15 protein-coding genes and 1 tRNA gene are annotated in these 13,650 nt (G+C 36.4%); 10 read left to right on the top strand and 6 right to left on the bottom strand.

All coding sequences use genetic code 11. From position 1 onward, the window contains the following. The first annotated feature begins 168 nt into the window (after nt 1–168). The 10 genes from ACSSV9_RS00530 (at nt 169) to ACSSV9_RS00485 (ending at nt 9,429) form a co-directional block, all read left to right on the top strand. A complete protein-coding gene (locus ACSSV9_RS00530; RefSeq protein WP_437345281.1) occupies nt 169–837 on the top strand; it encodes a succinate dehydrogenase cytochrome b subunit in 669 nt (222 codons plus the stop codon). Further along, nucleotides 837–2,747, top strand: a complete 1,911-nt coding sequence (locus ACSSV9_RS00525) for a fumarate reductase/succinate dehydrogenase flavoprotein subunit (RefSeq protein ID WP_437345280.1) — start codon at nt 837–839, stop codon at nt 2,745–2,747. The genes ACSSV9_RS00530 and ACSSV9_RS00525 overlap by 1 nt, the downstream gene beginning before the upstream one ends. Nucleotides 2,748–2,771: 24 nt before the next feature. After that, nucleotides 2,772–3,542 carry a succinate dehydrogenase/fumarate reductase iron-sulfur subunit gene (locus ACSSV9_RS00520; protein WP_437345279.1) on the top strand — a complete coding sequence of 257 codons (771 nt, stop codon included), beginning with the start codon at nt 2,772–2,774 and terminating at the stop codon, nt 3,540–3,542. A 103-nt stretch (nt 3,543–3,645) separates the two neighbouring features. Then, a complete protein-coding gene (locus ACSSV9_RS00515) occupies nt 3,646–5,211 on the top strand; it encodes a ligand-binding sensor domain-containing protein (protein WP_437345278.1) in 1,566 nt (521 codons plus the stop codon). A 1-nt stretch (nt 5,212) separates the two neighbouring features. Further along, nucleotides 5,213–6,199 carry a GTPase ObgE gene (gene obgE / locus ACSSV9_RS00510; protein WP_437345277.1) on the top strand — a complete coding sequence of 329 codons (987 nt, stop codon included), beginning with the start codon at nt 5,213–5,215 and terminating at the stop codon, nt 6,197–6,199. After that, nucleotides 6,178–7,191: a FecCD family ABC transporter permease gene (locus tag ACSSV9_RS00505; RefSeq protein WP_437345276.1), complete on the top strand. Its 1,014-nt coding sequence runs from the start codon at nt 6,178–6,180 to the stop codon at nt 7,189–7,191. Before obgE ends, ACSSV9_RS00505 begins: the two co-directional genes overlap by 22 nt. Next, entirely contained in the window at nt 7,188–8,012 is an 825-nt protein-coding gene (locus tag ACSSV9_RS00500) for a M48 family metalloprotease (protein ID WP_437345275.1), read from the top strand. The genes ACSSV9_RS00505 and ACSSV9_RS00500 overlap by 4 nt, the downstream gene beginning before the upstream one ends. Before the next feature lie 62 nt (nt 8,013–8,074). Then, nucleotides 8,075–8,148 (top strand) — tRNA-Met (locus ACSSV9_RS00495). Between the two features lie 22 nt (nt 8,149–8,170). Further along, entirely contained in the window at nt 8,171–8,512 is a 342-nt protein-coding gene (gene secG, locus ACSSV9_RS00490) for a preprotein translocase subunit SecG (RefSeq protein ID WP_437345274.1), read from the top strand. 71 nt (nt 8,513–8,583) lie between these two features. Beyond that, on the top strand, nt 8,584–9,429 hold the full coding sequence (locus tag ACSSV9_RS00485; protein WP_437345273.1) for an LOG family protein: 846 nt from the start codon (nt 8,584–8,586) through the stop codon (nt 9,427–9,429). A 25-nt stretch (nt 9,430–9,454) separates the two neighbouring features. Here the strand turns inward: ACSSV9_RS00485 and rpsU are convergent, their stop codons facing one another. From rpsU to ACSSV9_RS00455, 6 genes are all read right to left on the bottom strand, one after another. After that, entirely contained in the window at nt 9,455–9,658 is a 204-nt protein-coding gene (gene rpsU, locus ACSSV9_RS00480; RefSeq protein ID WP_437345272.1) for a 30S ribosomal protein S21, read from the bottom strand. 74 nt (nt 9,659–9,732) lie between these two features. Continuing rightward, a complete protein-coding gene (locus tag ACSSV9_RS00475) occupies nt 9,733–10,200 on the bottom strand; it encodes a universal stress protein (RefSeq protein WP_437345271.1) in 468 nt (155 codons plus the stop codon). A gap of 1 nt (nt 10,201) precedes the next feature. Next, nucleotides 10,202–10,798, bottom strand: coding sequence for a sigma-70 family RNA polymerase sigma factor (locus ACSSV9_RS00470; protein WP_437345270.1), 597 nt, complete (start codon nt 10,796–10,798; stop codon nt 10,202–10,204). Between the two features lie 8 nt (nt 10,799–10,806). Beyond that, nucleotides 10,807–12,222 carry a M14 family zinc carboxypeptidase gene (locus ACSSV9_RS00465; protein WP_437345269.1) on the bottom strand — a complete coding sequence of 472 codons (1,416 nt, stop codon included), beginning with the start codon at nt 12,220–12,222 and terminating at the stop codon, nt 10,807–10,809. A gap of 68 nt (nt 12,223–12,290) precedes the next feature. Next, nucleotides 12,291–12,689: a hypothetical protein gene (locus tag ACSSV9_RS00460; RefSeq protein WP_437345268.1), complete on the bottom strand. Its 399-nt coding sequence runs from the start codon at nt 12,687–12,689 to the stop codon at nt 12,291–12,293. A gap of 163 nt (nt 12,690–12,852) precedes the next feature. Next, a complete protein-coding gene (locus ACSSV9_RS00455) occupies nt 12,853–13,605 on the bottom strand; it encodes a response regulator transcription factor (RefSeq protein WP_437345267.1) in 753 nt (250 codons plus the stop codon). Between the last annotated feature and the right edge of the window lie 45 nt (nt 13,606–13,650).

The following is a 13,650-nucleotide window of genomic DNA, read 5'->3' as shown; positions in this document are numbered from 1 at the left end:
TTTAATACAACAATAAAATTTCCTTTGAAAAAGATATTTAATAAACTTATCTTAATTTAAGAATTATTAAAGTTCGGTATTAATCGTGACTTCGAATTTACATTCACATTTCTCAAAGGCACATCTAATAATTATATTCAACCACAATCTAAATACGGGAGATAATTAATGGGTTGGATCGCTAATGCACTTAATTCGTCTATCGGTAAAAAATTTATAATGGCATTAACCGGCGTCTGTCTGTTACTCTTCCTGATAATTCATCTGATTAATAATCTCACACTTTACGGCGGACCCGAGTTGTTCAACACAGTTGTTAAAAACCTCGAAAGTATCAAACCGCTTGTAAGGGTTATTGAATTAATACTTGTTCTCATTTTTGTTTTTCATATCTATGACGCCATTCGTGTATGGTACGGAAATAAAAAAGCTCGTCCAATCAACTATAAAATCAACGCTTCTTCGGAAAATAGTACTTTATTTTCAAGAACAATGATCTGGAGCGGAAGCATAATTTTTATTTTTCTGGTAATCCATCTACGCACATTCTGGGTATCGTTTAATTTGGGTCATCCATTGGCTCAATCTCATAATTATTATGAAATTGTAGTTCAAGCATTCATGGATCCAGTTTATTCATTGTTTTATGTTGTGGCAATTCTATTACTCGGTTTTCATTTGAAACATGGATTCCAGAGTGCCTTTCAAACTTTCGGATGGAATAACAATAAATATTTCCCGATTATCAGAAAATTGGGAGATATTTACACTTATATAATGGTTATTGGCTTTGCCTCGATTCCTATCTACTTTTTATTTTTTTACGGAGGTAACTGATGTTAAAATTAGATTCTAAAGTTCCGTCAGGTCCGATTGAAGAAAAATGGACTAATCATAAATTCAATATGAAGCTTGTAAGCCCTGCCAATAAACGTAAATACGATATAATTGTTGTCGGGACTGGACTGGCAGGAGCATCAGCAGCGGCAACTCTCGGTGAATTGGGATACAACGTCAAAGTTTTTACTTTCCATGACAGCGCCAGAAGAGCGCACAGTATTGCAGCTCAGGGCGGAATTAATGCTGCTAAAAATTATCAGAACGACGGTGACTCTGTCTATCGCTTATTTTACGATACAATTAAAGGCGGTGACTTTCGTTCGAGGGAAGCCAATGTGTATCGATTAGCCGAAGTGAGCGGCAATATAATTGATCAATGTGTGGCTCAAGGAGTCCCTTTTGCCCGTGAATATGGCGGTACACTTGCCAATCGATCTTTTGGTGGGGCATTGGTTTCAAGAACATTTTATGCAAAAGGCCAAACGGGACAACAATTATTGCTTGGCGCATATTCGGCAATGAACCGACAGATTAATTTAGGTAAAGTAAAGCTTTATTCGCGCAGGGAAATGCTCGACCTGGTTGTGGTGGATGGTGTTGCAAGGGGCATAATCGTTAGAAATTTAATAACAGGCGAGATTGAGAAATACTCGGCTCACGCCGTTATACTTGCTACGGGCGGCTATTCGAATGTTTACTTTTTATCTACAAATGCAATGAACAGTAATGCTACTGCAATATGGCGTGCGCACAAAAAAGGAGCCGCATTTGCAAATCCATGTTTCACTCAAATTCATCCGACCTGCTTGCCTGTTCATGGAGAAGGTCAATCGAAATTGACTTTAATGAGTGAAAGCTTGCGTAACGACGGCAGAATCTGGGTTTCTAAAATAAAAGGCGATAAAAGACATCCGAATGATATTCCAGAAGAAGAACGCGATTATTATCTTGAACGCAAATACCCTTCCTATGGTAATCTCAGTCCACGCGATATATCTTCCCGAGCGGCTAAAGAAGTTGTAGACGAAGGGAGGGGTGCTCAGGGCCAGGAAGCTGTTTATCTCGATTTCAGAGATGCAATCAAACGACTCGGTAAAAAAGTAATTGAAGAACGTTATGGTAACCTGTTCGAAATATATCAAACCATTACGGGTGAAAATCCATACGAAGTGCCGATGAAGATCTATCCCGCACCACATTATACTATGGGTGGACTCTGGGTAGATTATAACCTGATGAGTACAATACCCGGCTTGTTTGTTGCAGGCGAAGCTAATTTTTCCGACCACGGCGCTAACAGGCTTGGCGCAAGCGCACTTATGCAGGGACTTGCCGATGGATATTTCATTTTGCCTTATACAATTGGCAACTATATAGCTTCTGAGAAACCTGAACTAATTAAAACATCTCATCCAGAGTTCGATAAAGCTGAAAGCAATATTAAGAATATGATTAATAAACTTTTGTCGATTAAAGGTAAGAGAACGGTCGACAGCATTCATAAAGAACTTGGCAGAATTATGTGGAACAAAGTTGGAATGTCGAGAAATGAAAAAGGTTTGAAAGAAGCAATCGAGGAAATTAAAACGTTAAGAGAAGAATTCTGGAAAAATGTTAACGTAGTTGGCAAAAACGAAGATGTCAATCAATGCCTGGAAAGAGCGGGCAGAGTTGCCGATTATCTCGAATTAAGCGAACTGATGGCTATCGATGCCTTGAACCGCAATGAATCTTGCGGAGCTCATTTCAGAGAAGAATATCAAACCGAAGAAGGCGAAGCTCTTAGAAACGACGAAGAATACGCTTATGTGGCTGCCTGGATATTCAAAGAATTAGGAAATTGGGAACTTATAAGAGAAGAACTCAAATTCGAAAATATTCAGTTAGCTACAAGAAGTTACAAATAATACTGAAAAGTTAAGGGTATTAAAATGGAAGAGAAAAAATTAAATTTGACGTTAAAAATCTGGAGACAACCGGCTCCAAATGCAGCCGGCGGATTTCAGGAGTATAAAGTTACTGTTTCGCCCGATTCATCGTTTCTCGAAATGCTCGATGAATTGAACAATGAACTTGAAAGTCAAAACCTCGACCCGATCGCATTTGAAAGCGACTGCCGGGAAGGAATTTGCGGCACCTGTGGACTTGTAATTAATGGCCACCCTCATGGACCACTTCCCAGAATTGCCACATGTCAACTGCACATGAGAAATTTCAAAGATGGCGATACAATCTGGGTCGAACCATTCCGTGCAAAAGCCTTCCCTGTAATTAAGGATTTAATGGTAGACCGTTCGGCTTTCGACAGAATAATGGAAGCTGGAGGATTTATATCAGTCAATACTGGCAGTGTGCCCGATGGCAATGCAATTCCAATTCCCAAAGATGTTGCTTCGGAAGCTATGGATTCCGCTTCATGTATCGGCTGCGGTGCATGTGTGGCTGCTTGTAAGAATGCATCTGCTATGCTATTCGTTAGCGCAAAAGTATCACAATTTGCATTGCTTCCACAAGGTCAGCCAGAAAGATACCGAAGAGTACAGGCGATGGTCAAAAAGATGGATGAGCTCGGCTTTGGGGCTTGCTCGAATACTTACGCATGCGAAGCCGAATGCCCAAAGGGAATTTCCATTAAAAATATTGCCAGAATGAACAGGGAATTTATAATGGCTAAAATCAAATCCGAAGAGGTGGACGTTTGACTGAATCCCGACATTGAATGTCGGGATTTTTTTTGACCTTTTTGGTATTATTGAATTGTTAATTCCATAATTTATTCATACTTAATTCAACGAGCTTATTTTTATGTTCGAAAGGGAAATAAAATTTATTTATGACTTTAACCTGAATAAAATAAACAGGCTCGGGACATATTTTACTTTCGAACAACTTAAAAATCTGGAACTTCACCCTGCCATCATAAATTATATCTCAGCTGAAATCGACTTTATCATATTCGAGGATAGGCAAAAACTTTTGAGCAATTCTTTTTTCGATTACAGCGGCGAAAAAATTTCTCACTACTTTTATTTAATAAATGAAGAAATCAAAAGAACTAAAAAATTGCCGTCCGACTTTGTATCGAAATTATTATTACACGCTTCATCATTTAATGCTAATTTTCTCGCTCGCCCGCGCTGGACATTAACCAAATTCATTTTCGACGAGAACAATCATCGCACAACCCTCGAAATTAAACAAATACTTAATTACCTCTATTATTACTCCTACCTCAAAAAAATTATTTCATCTTATATCGACAAAAAGAAAATTATTTCTCTGAATGCAGAAGAATTTTCAGACTTACTGAAAAAAATTGACGATATCGGCATTGAGACAAATCTGCAAAGTTTGATTTTAAACGCCCTAAAATCGATGGCTGATTTCTTTAATATTGGTGAACTCCAGAAAAATAAAGTGCCTCTACTTGCTGTAGAAGAATTTTTGAAAGAAAAACAACTCGATCAACATATAAAAAAGCTAAGAATCCTCTACGGCGACGACAAATCGATTAGATGCAATGTCCACGACCTTATGAAAGAATTCGGAACTATTTTAACAACAGTTGAAGAAGATGTTAAAGAAGATGAAGATGAAAATGAAGAGTTGATTCAGTTGGAAAAAGAAGAAGAAACAGTGGAAATAAACAAAATTGATTCATCTGAGTTGGCAGAAAAAATTAAAGAAAACGATTCTGAAAATTTACAACAGGAAGAAACAAATGAGACCAGGGATGAAGAAATTGAAATAACCGAAACGGATGAACAGATAGAATTAATTGAAAAGAAAACATTATTCGAAGACATTTCACAGGAACAGGACAAGCAAGAAAAAACCATTAAAGAAGAGTTTAGTGAAGCAGACGAACCGGACGAACAAAAAAAGGAAAATTCAGAAGTAGATAACGGTTTGTTAGACGAAGAAGTGTCAATTACTTATAAGCCGCCGAGGGTCGATATCCATGTTGATGAAATAGATGAGAAGGCTAACATAACCGGAGAAAAGTTGGAGGATAGCGAGGATGAAATTACATTATTCAAAGAACCTGTGACAGAAAAGAGGGATAAAGAGGAGAATTATGAAACTAAAGAATCGACTGAAGAACTTTCGAGAGCTGAAAAGAGTAAAGAAAAAATTGATATCAATAAGTTGCTAGAGAACAAAGATATCAATAAAATAATTGAAGTAATATTCGATTACGATATTGAAGAATTCACAAACACAATAGAAAATATCTCCAAGTCAAAAGATATATATGAAGCCTACGCAATAATAAACGAGGCATTACTCAATAGAAATATCGATTCCACAGGGAAAGAAGCGGAACTATTCAAATCAATCATTACAGAACACTTCGGAAAAGATTCCTGATATGTTTATCGATTATGCAAAAATTTACGTCAAGGCTGGCAAGGGTGGAGACGGCGCAGTTGCGTTCAGGAGAGAAAAATACGTTCCAAAGGGAGGTCCCGCAGGCGGCAACGGAGGCAAAGGTGGCGATGTTATATTCGTTGCGGATTCAAATCTGGGTACGTTGCTCGACTTTAAATATAACAGAAAATATGTTGCAGAAGACGGTCAGGCAGGAGGCAATTCTTTAAAAGACGGCAGAAATGGTAAAGATATAATAATTAAAGTTCCCGTAGGCACAATTATTAAAGATGAAGAATCGGGCAAAATTCTATGCGATTTAAATGAGGACGGCAAACAATTTATAGCAGCACGAGGCGGTAAAGGCGGAAAAGGAAACAGTAATTTTGCAACACCCACAAATCAGACTCCGCGTTACGCCGAAAAAGGGAAAGAAGGCGAAGAAAAGAATTTAATTCTCGAACTAAAGTTGATTGCAGATGTGGGTTTAGTTGGCTTCCCAAATGCAGGCAAATCAACTTTGATCTCTGCAGTTTCTGCAGCAAGGCCTAAAATTGCTGACTATCCTTTTACAACTTTAGAACCTAACCTTGGAATCGTCCGTTATAAAGAATATGATAGTTTTACAATTGCAGATATTCCTGGAATCATAGAAGGTGCCCATGAAGGAAAAGGATTGGGACTGAAATTTTTAAGACACATTGAAAGGACAAAGATATTACTTATAATGGTTGAAGGCATCTCGGACAATTATCAACGCGATTTTTATATACTCCTTAAGGAATTGAATAACTACTCGAAAACATTAGCCCGGAAGAAAAAAATATACGGAATATCGAAAGCAGATTTGCTAACTTTTGAACAAATTGAGAAAATAAAATCACTTACTTTTGATAATTATAACGGAAAGGTAGTGGTTTTTTCGGCTGTTAGCGGCTATGGTGTTGATGAATTACTGGATACATTATGGACAGAATTAAAAGACTAACTCCCACACTTTATATAATCAAAATTGTATTATTATTCTTAATTCTTCTTCTGACAGTATTATTTTCGATATCAGTTGGGAGTGCAGATTTTGGGTTCAAAAAATTGGTAAATATTTTAATCGGGAACGAAAAGAACGATTTGTTATTGCGAATAATATTCGACATTAGACTGCCGAGAATTTTATATGCCTTAGCAATAGGGGGTGGTTTATCGATAGCAGGAGCAGTATTTCAATCAATACTTATGAACCCTCTGGCAGAGCCGTATATACTCGGTATTTCGAGCGGTGGTACTTTCGGCGCAGTTCTTTCTTTTGTATTGGGATTAACTTTTGAAGGCACACAAGTTCTTTCATTTTCAAGTGCTTTGCTGGTTATGATGATTGTTTTTATTCTTGGGAAAAGATTTGGAGAAATCGAACCAAATACTCTTTTGCTGTCGGGTGTAATGGTCGGTGCTTTTTTCTCTGCCCTGATATTATTGATTATGAGTTTTTTGAATGATTCTTTAAGAACGGCTGTTTATTGGTTAATTGGAAACATATCAATGGCTCCTAAAGAGCATGTATATCCAGTGCTAATTGTTTCTTTATCTATATCAATTTTCCTGGTAGGGCTTTCGAATAAGTTTAATATTCTGAGTATGGGAACCTATTCAGCAAAGCAATTAGGGCTCAATACCAGACTTTTGAAAACAATCGCCTATCTATTGACCGGCTTATTAGTTGGCTCGCTTGTTTCAGTAAGTGGTATCATTGGATTTGTAGGACTGTTAATTCCACACGTATGTCGTTTGATTTTTGGCACAGATAATAGAATTGTTTTCCCTGCTTCTTTTATAATTGGAGCAGTTTTCTTAATATTGTGCGATACAATTGCACGTTCGGTTATTGCTCCTGCTGAATTGCCAGTAGGAGCCATTACATCGATTATTGGGGCTCCTGTTTTTATTTATTTATTAAAGAGAAAAAAAAGTTTTGAGGTTATATGAAGAAGAAGATATCGATCATACTAATAATTTTCACCGTAGCTTGTTCAACAGGTATAAATTTATTTTCTGACAGCGATGAAGTTGGACTCGGTAAAAAATTCGACGAGGAAATACGGAAAAATTCTAAAGAATATCCAATCTACAATAAAAATCCTGAAGTAAAAAAATACATTGAAAATAATATCTTCAAAGAAATATTAAACTCGCCAGAGGTCAAAAAAAGGACTGTGTACAATTACCAGCTCGAAATCATAGACAATGATTCTGTGCTGAATGCATTTGCTGTACCAGGAGGCTACGTATACGTCTACACAGGATTGCTTAAGTATCTCGATTCGGAAGCCGCACTCGCGGGTGTACTCGGTCACGAAATTGCACATGTTGAAAGGCGACACGCCACACAGCGAATAACAGCCGCGTACGGCATTTCGTTTGTTATGAGTATTGTCTTGGGAAATAATCCTACTCAATTAGCAGAACTTGCGGCAAATATGTTTACTGGACTGGCGCTCCTTGCAAACAGTCGCGCAAATGAAGACGAGAGCGATCAATATTCTATTTTGTATTTAAAGGGCACACGTTTTTACCCGGGAAGCGTGAAATTCTTTTTTGAGAAGTTAAGGGATGATGGTAAAATATCGAGCGGAGAAAAGGGGATTGCTCTGTTTTTATCTACTCATCCCGACCCTCTCGACAGAATAGAGAATACAGAAAAAAGAATCGGAGAAATGGGATTGAAAATTTTGACCTACAAAGACACTGCCGCCGCAGGGATATTTTTCAAAGAGTATCAACGATTTATTAAGTCAAAAATGCAATAAGACAAAATTCTTGAACTTTGGGATGCAACTCTTTATATTTACTATCCAATTTTTAAATGATTGGCGAGGTAGCTCAGTAGGTTAGAGCAGTGGAATCATAATCCACGTGTCGGGGGTTCGAATCCCTCCCTCGCTACAATATCATCGGAGAAAAGAGAATGTACAGTTTTTTAGTAACCATAGCTTTGATCGTTTCCTTCCTGTTGATTGTAGTTGTATTGATGCAATCGAGTAAAGGTGGAGGACTGGCAGGTACATTTGGTGGCACAGGTCAATTCGGCACAATATTCGGTTCGAGAAGGACGGCTGATTTTTTGAGCAAATCTACCTGGTGGTTGGCAGGTACATTGATTCTATTGGCTATTTTAATCAACCTGTTCTTCCTCCCAGGCAAATCTACAGTAAATGAACGCGAAAGTGTAATTCAGGGCAGTGGCGAACAATCAGTGCCTGCTACGCCTGTTTTACCTCAACAATCGACAGAACAACCGAATCAATAATTTAAATAAAAGGGGTGAAGGTCGTTCTTTCGCCCCTAAAATTCTTTCCTATTAAACCATCCGAGGTAAAAATGGGCAAATCTATGAGACCTGTCAAAGCTTATAAAAACGCCGAGTTCTTGAATTCTGCTGAAGCCAGAACCATTCGTATTTTATCTGAATATTATGAACCCAAATCGAGATTTGAAAAAAATAAAATTATCGATACAATTGTTTTTTTTGGCTCCGCCAGAATTTTATCGAGAAAAGACGCATTGAAACTCGTAAATGAAGCAAAAAAGCAAAATACTCCAGCAGGGAAGCGAAATTTTGAGAAAGCCGTTAAACTCCTTGAAATGTCAAAATATTATGAAGATGCAGTAGAACTTTCGAAAAAGTTGACACTCTGGTCGAAGAAGCTTGACGGCAATGGCAACAGGTTTATTATCTGCACGGGCGGTGGCCCCGGTATTATGGAAGCAGCCAACAAAGGAGCATATCTGGCCGGTGGCCATTCAATCGGACTGAATATAAGTATACCTTACGAACAATTCGTTAACAAATATGTCGATCATAAACTTGCTTTTGAATTTCATTACTTCTTTATGAGAAAACTCTGGTTTATGTATCTGGCAAAAGCTCTTATAGTATTCCCTGGTGGATTTGGTACGATGGATGAACTAATGGAGGTACTGACTCTTGTACAGACAAAGAAAGTGACAAAAAAAATGAAGATTATAATTTACGACGAAGCATACTGGAAAGAAATTATAAACTTTGACGCATTAATTGAGCATGGTACAATTAGTAAAGAAGACATGAAATTATTCGATTTTTGTAATACAGTCGACGAGGCATTCGATAAAATTACCACTCATTTTAAGAAGTATTTTTTAAATCAAAAAGGAAGTTTGATTGAAAACAACGGGAAAAAATAAACCCCGATTAGTCGGGGTTTATTTTTCAAGCCTTTTTGTCTCTGAGAGCTTGTTCGCGTGAAGCTCTTCTTTTGGCCTTGATCATATCCATTCTTTTTTCAATCGATGGCTTAACGTAAAACGTTCTTTTTTTGTATTCTTTGAGAATGCCTGAACGTTCGTATTTCTTCTTAAAACGTTTTAAAGCCTTATCGATATTTTCATTTTCCTGGACAATGATGCCTACCACTCTTCTCACCTGCCTTTATTTAGTTTAATAGAAATTATTTAGCACGTCAAAGTTATAAATAAATACCTTAAGAATCAATCAGGATTGGGCGGTACAACCAATACCGGACATTTTGAATAACGAATTACTTTCTCAGCCACACTTCCCATCAATGTATGCATCAATCCTGTTCTGCCGTGGGTAGCAATAACTATTAACGATTCAGCTTCATTCGGATGGTGTAAAACTGCGGCATATTTTACAATCTCTTCAAAATCGATTCCCGTTAAAAGAACCGATTTTATTTTGCTATCGGTTTCATCCCGTAATTCATCAACTATTCTTTCAAGTTCTTCACGGGTTTGTGCAATGTAATTTGATTTAACTTCCTGCTCATCGATGTTGTAAGACTTCATTGTAATTAAGGGAGGATTTGGTTCTACTACGTGGATAACGTGTATTTCAGCATTTATAAGTTCGGATATCTGTTTAACTAACTCGAAAGCGGATAATGAAAGCTTGCTGAAATCCGTCGGCATTATAATATTTTTAACGTTTTTCATATCACTTGTTTTTACCAGCTTTTTTTAGAAAACCTTTTGATTTTGCATAATCGAAAAGTTTTGAATAGAGCATTTTTCTGGCTCTGTGGAGTCTGGAACGGACGGTTCCAACAGGTATATCGACAAAGTCGGCTATTTCTTCGTAAGAAAATCCTTCAATATCGCTGAGTATTATCACAGTTCTGAAATCTTCTGGCAAATCCGATAAAGCTCCAGTAATATCGTCGTCTAAAAGATTGCTGAATGCATCGGGTTGATAATGATTGAATGTAACTTCCGAAGCTTTTATCGATTCGTAAAAATTCTGTACGTCCTCGTAATCAACTTTAACAGGTTCCTTAGTTTCTTTTCGATAGTCATTAATAAAGGAATTCTTCATTATTCGATATAACCAGGCTTTGCAATTTGTACCTTTTTCAAACTTATCGAAAAATCTGAATGCTTTTAGATAAGTTTCTTGAAGTAAGTCGTCGGCTTCTTCGGGATCCCCGGTCAATCTCAATGCAAAATTGTAGAGAGCATTCATATGCGGTATCGCTTCCTGCTCGAATTCTTTATAGAGATCTTTATCGTTCGCTATTTTGTTTTCTTTCGTCATCTACTATTCTAATCGAATATGAGAGCATTCTTTATTTTATTTGACAAATCAGGTAAGAAATTTAAATCTTTACTCGATACAATAAAACCGTTTATTAGAACATAATATTCATTAGACTTATTTAACAACATCATATTGGCAGGCTGACCGATTGCGGGATAATCAATAAACTTATTCGACCTTGCAAGATTAATTGGCATTGTAGTATAAACCATGCTATCTGATTGGAGGGTGTCGACAATAAAGCCGTATCCTTTTTTTAATAATTCTCTAACTGAGTTGTCAGAAAAGGCAGCTGAGTTTTCATTGTAATAATATTTTAATGGTTGAATTGTAAATCCTTCTAAGTTATAATCCTCCCATGCCGTATAAGTCGAAAGATCTCCAATTTCTTCTATGTTACTAGTGTAATAAAATCTTTTTCCATTTGTATCGTATTTTTTGGTTCTTTTAATTCCAATATCGACTGTGAAAGATTGATTGAATCTCTCTAAGGTTACATTTCGGAGTATTAAATCGTACATGCGTTCTTTATTTTCGGGGATTGCGAAGTAGAGTGACTCGTCATTATGAATAAAGGAATTATCTGCAATTGTATCAAATGCGGCAAGAAGAAGGAGAAAGTTCAATTTGCGGATAAGTTCTTTTCCATCCCCTTCGATCGAGTTACCGGATTCAATTAAAATAACACTTGTGTCCCTGCTCGAAAAATAGTCTCCGAACGACCTCGGCTCGTGGTCATCTTTGTATCGAGCAGCAGAAGCGGGCTGAATGGATGATAGGATTTGATTTAGCTCGACTATGAGTTTCATACTTTTGATTCTGCCTGAATTCATAGAACCATTATAATCGAAAGGGGGTGCAAGAAATGAGATCGATGGCAGCTTATCACTATTTCCAATTGTATAGTAACAATTTTGGTCGTGCATGTTAAAGGCGAAATCGGGTTTGAACTTTTCAAATTCCTCTTTCAAAATTTGAGCTTCGGGAGTTTGGAGGCGTAATGCGTCTCTATTGATGTCGATCCCGATTAAATTTTCCCGCGTAAATAGTTCTGCTCCGTCGGGATTGAGCATTGGAATGATTGATATTGTGAGGTTCTCTTTTATTTTCTTTTTCAAATTATGAATGTCATCTTCATGTTCGAAGAAATTGAGGAGGTCGAGTATTGCCGATGTTGCAGTGGGTTCGTCGCCGTGCATCTGTGTCCATATTAAAACTTTAATTTTGCCGTTACCATACCTTACTTTATAAATCTCTCTTTTACCAATCGATTTTCCCACTAATTCAACAGTGTAACTTGTTCTATTTTTATTCAATTTTTTATACAAGTCGATCGGTTTGATATAGCCAGTATTTATATCCTTTACTTTATAGACAGGATATTTCTCGGTGAGTATTTTTAGTGTTTCTTTATCAAGCATAGATTTTCTTTTTATTTAATCTAAAATTATGAATAATATGAACGAAAGTCAGCCGCAATAAACGGAAGTTATTTGTAGTTGGTTAACAGACAGGATGTGATTAAAATTATTACCAGATTAGTCAGTAATTCAAAATATGCAACACCTTGACCACCCCAAAATAGAATTAGATGCGAGAGTAGATCGATACAATAAATCAGTAAAACGGAAATCAAAACAAACTTAATTTTTATTTTGAAACAAAGCAAAGTGCTGAGTATAAGTATGAATAATGGAATTATTGTAACTGCGAAAAATGCAATTTCGGGTATAATGTGCAGATCCTTCGTAAATCTTTCGAACAATAATTTTGGGTAAAGCAGAGATGTAACAGAATCAATAAAAAGTAAAAAGGTAAGGAGATGATAAAGTATTGCAGTTAGAATATTAGAAACTTTGTGCTTTCTTGTTTTGATGTTCTTAATCATAATTTTTGATTACCACTGCAGACCGGATCGGGATTGGTGATCCGGTCCTAATGGTGCCCTCGAAACAGTGCAAAAATAAATTTAATTTGGAGAAGTAGGTAGGGGCTTATTCCCATTTTAAAGGGGAAAAAATCCTAAAAAAGTACTAATTCACACGTAAATGTCAATTAATTGAAGTTTGTAGGTGGGAAGAAGAATTCTCAATGTTAGAGCCGTTGTTATTTTTTATATATTGCTCAATCTCTAAGCTATTGTTTTTAACGATTTGGATTAATTCTGATTTAGTTTTAACATTTAATTTTTCTTTTATCACACTTCTGTAGTAATCGATAGTTTTCTTTGAAAGATTTAACATTTGGGCAATTTCTTTTGATGTATAGCCGTCGCCGATATATTTCAATATTTCAAGTTCGCGATTGGTGAGTCCTAATTTTTTGAGCTCGGAAATGAAAGTCAAAGGCGACTCGAGATTGCCGAGCCTTTTTTTTGCCAATTTATCAAAAATCTTAAGATTAATAGGTATAGCCAGGTCAGGTCCTGCAAGTGTTATTAATAAAACCAGTAGAATATTAATTGACAAGCGTATTGAATAAAGCTCTTTTAACAGGTCGTTGTCCATGTAATAAAGACATTTAGAAGCAATTATAATTCCATGTATTCCAATCAATGCCAATAAATAAACATAAACTTTTTTCTTTGTAATTAATTCTTTAAAGAACATACTCGCAAAATAGAAGCAAAGAAATAATAGCAAAAGAATAATTGCTATCACTTTATCTAATGAATCAGGGTCAATCGATAAATAAAAAAGTGTGCTGAAGATTATTGCTGCTTTATATTTTATATCAATATCCGGTAAAACGAAAACTGCGATTAAGAGAATAAAAAGGTAGTAATAATAATGATAAGGCTCCATACTTGTAGATGTTGCCAAAATTAATAACAACGGATCTGATATTGC

The sequence above is a fragment of the Melioribacter sulfuriphilus genome (genome assembly GCF_051488685.1).
Lineage (GTDB): Bacteria > Bacteroidota > Ignavibacteria > Ignavibacteriales > Melioribacteraceae > Melioribacter.
This window is presented reverse-complemented; position numbering and strand designations above follow the sequence as displayed.

Excerpts from the sequence above, each read along its gene's own strand:
- ACSSV9_RS00530 (WP_437345281.1), top strand. The coding sequence starts at position 169 with ATGGGTTGGATCGCTAATGCACTTAATTCGTCTATCGGTAAAAAATTT.
- ACSSV9_RS00525 (WP_437345280.1), top strand. The coding sequence starts at position 837 with ATGTTAAAATTAGATTCTAAAGTTCCGTCAGGTCCGATTGAAGAAAAA.
- ACSSV9_RS00520 (WP_437345279.1), top strand. The coding sequence starts at position 2,772 with ATGGAAGAGAAAAAATTAAATTTGACGTTAAAAATCTGGAGACAACCG.
- ACSSV9_RS00515 (WP_437345278.1), top strand. The coding sequence starts at position 3,646 with ATGTTCGAAAGGGAAATAAAATTTATTTATGACTTTAACCTGAATAAA.
- obgE (WP_437345277.1), top strand. The coding sequence starts at position 5,213 with ATGTTTATCGATTATGCAAAAATTTACGTCAAGGCTGGCAAGGGTGGA.
- ACSSV9_RS00505 (WP_437345276.1), top strand. The coding sequence starts at position 6,178 with ATGGACAGAATTAAAAGACTAACTCCCACACTTTATATAATCAAAATT.
- ACSSV9_RS00500 (WP_437345275.1), top strand. The coding sequence starts at position 7,188 with ATGAAGAAGAAGATATCGATCATACTAATAATTTTCACCGTAGCTTGT.
- secG (WP_437345274.1), top strand. The coding sequence starts at position 8,171 with ATGTACAGTTTTTTAGTAACCATAGCTTTGATCGTTTCCTTCCTGTTG.
- ACSSV9_RS00485 (WP_437345273.1), top strand. The coding sequence starts at position 8,584 with ATGGGCAAATCTATGAGACCTGTCAAAGCTTATAAAAACGCCGAGTTC.
- ACSSV9_RS00475 (WP_437345271.1), bottom strand. The coding sequence starts at position 10,200 with ATGAAAAACGTTAAAAATATTATAATGCCGACGGATTTCAGCAAGCTT.
- ACSSV9_RS00470 (WP_437345270.1), bottom strand. The coding sequence starts at position 10,798 with ATGACGAAAGAAAACAAAATAGCGAACGATAAAGATCTCTATAAAGAA.
- ACSSV9_RS00465 (WP_437345269.1), bottom strand. The coding sequence starts at position 12,222 with ATGCTTGATAAAGAAACACTAAAAATACTCACCGAGAAATATCCTGTC.
- ACSSV9_RS00460 (WP_437345268.1), bottom strand. The coding sequence starts at position 12,689 with ATGATTAAGAACATCAAAACAAGAAAGCACAAAGTTTCTAATATTCTA.
- ACSSV9_RS00455 (WP_437345267.1), bottom strand. The coding sequence starts at position 13,605 with ATGGAGCCTTATCATTATTATTACTACCTTTTTATTCTCTTAATCGCA.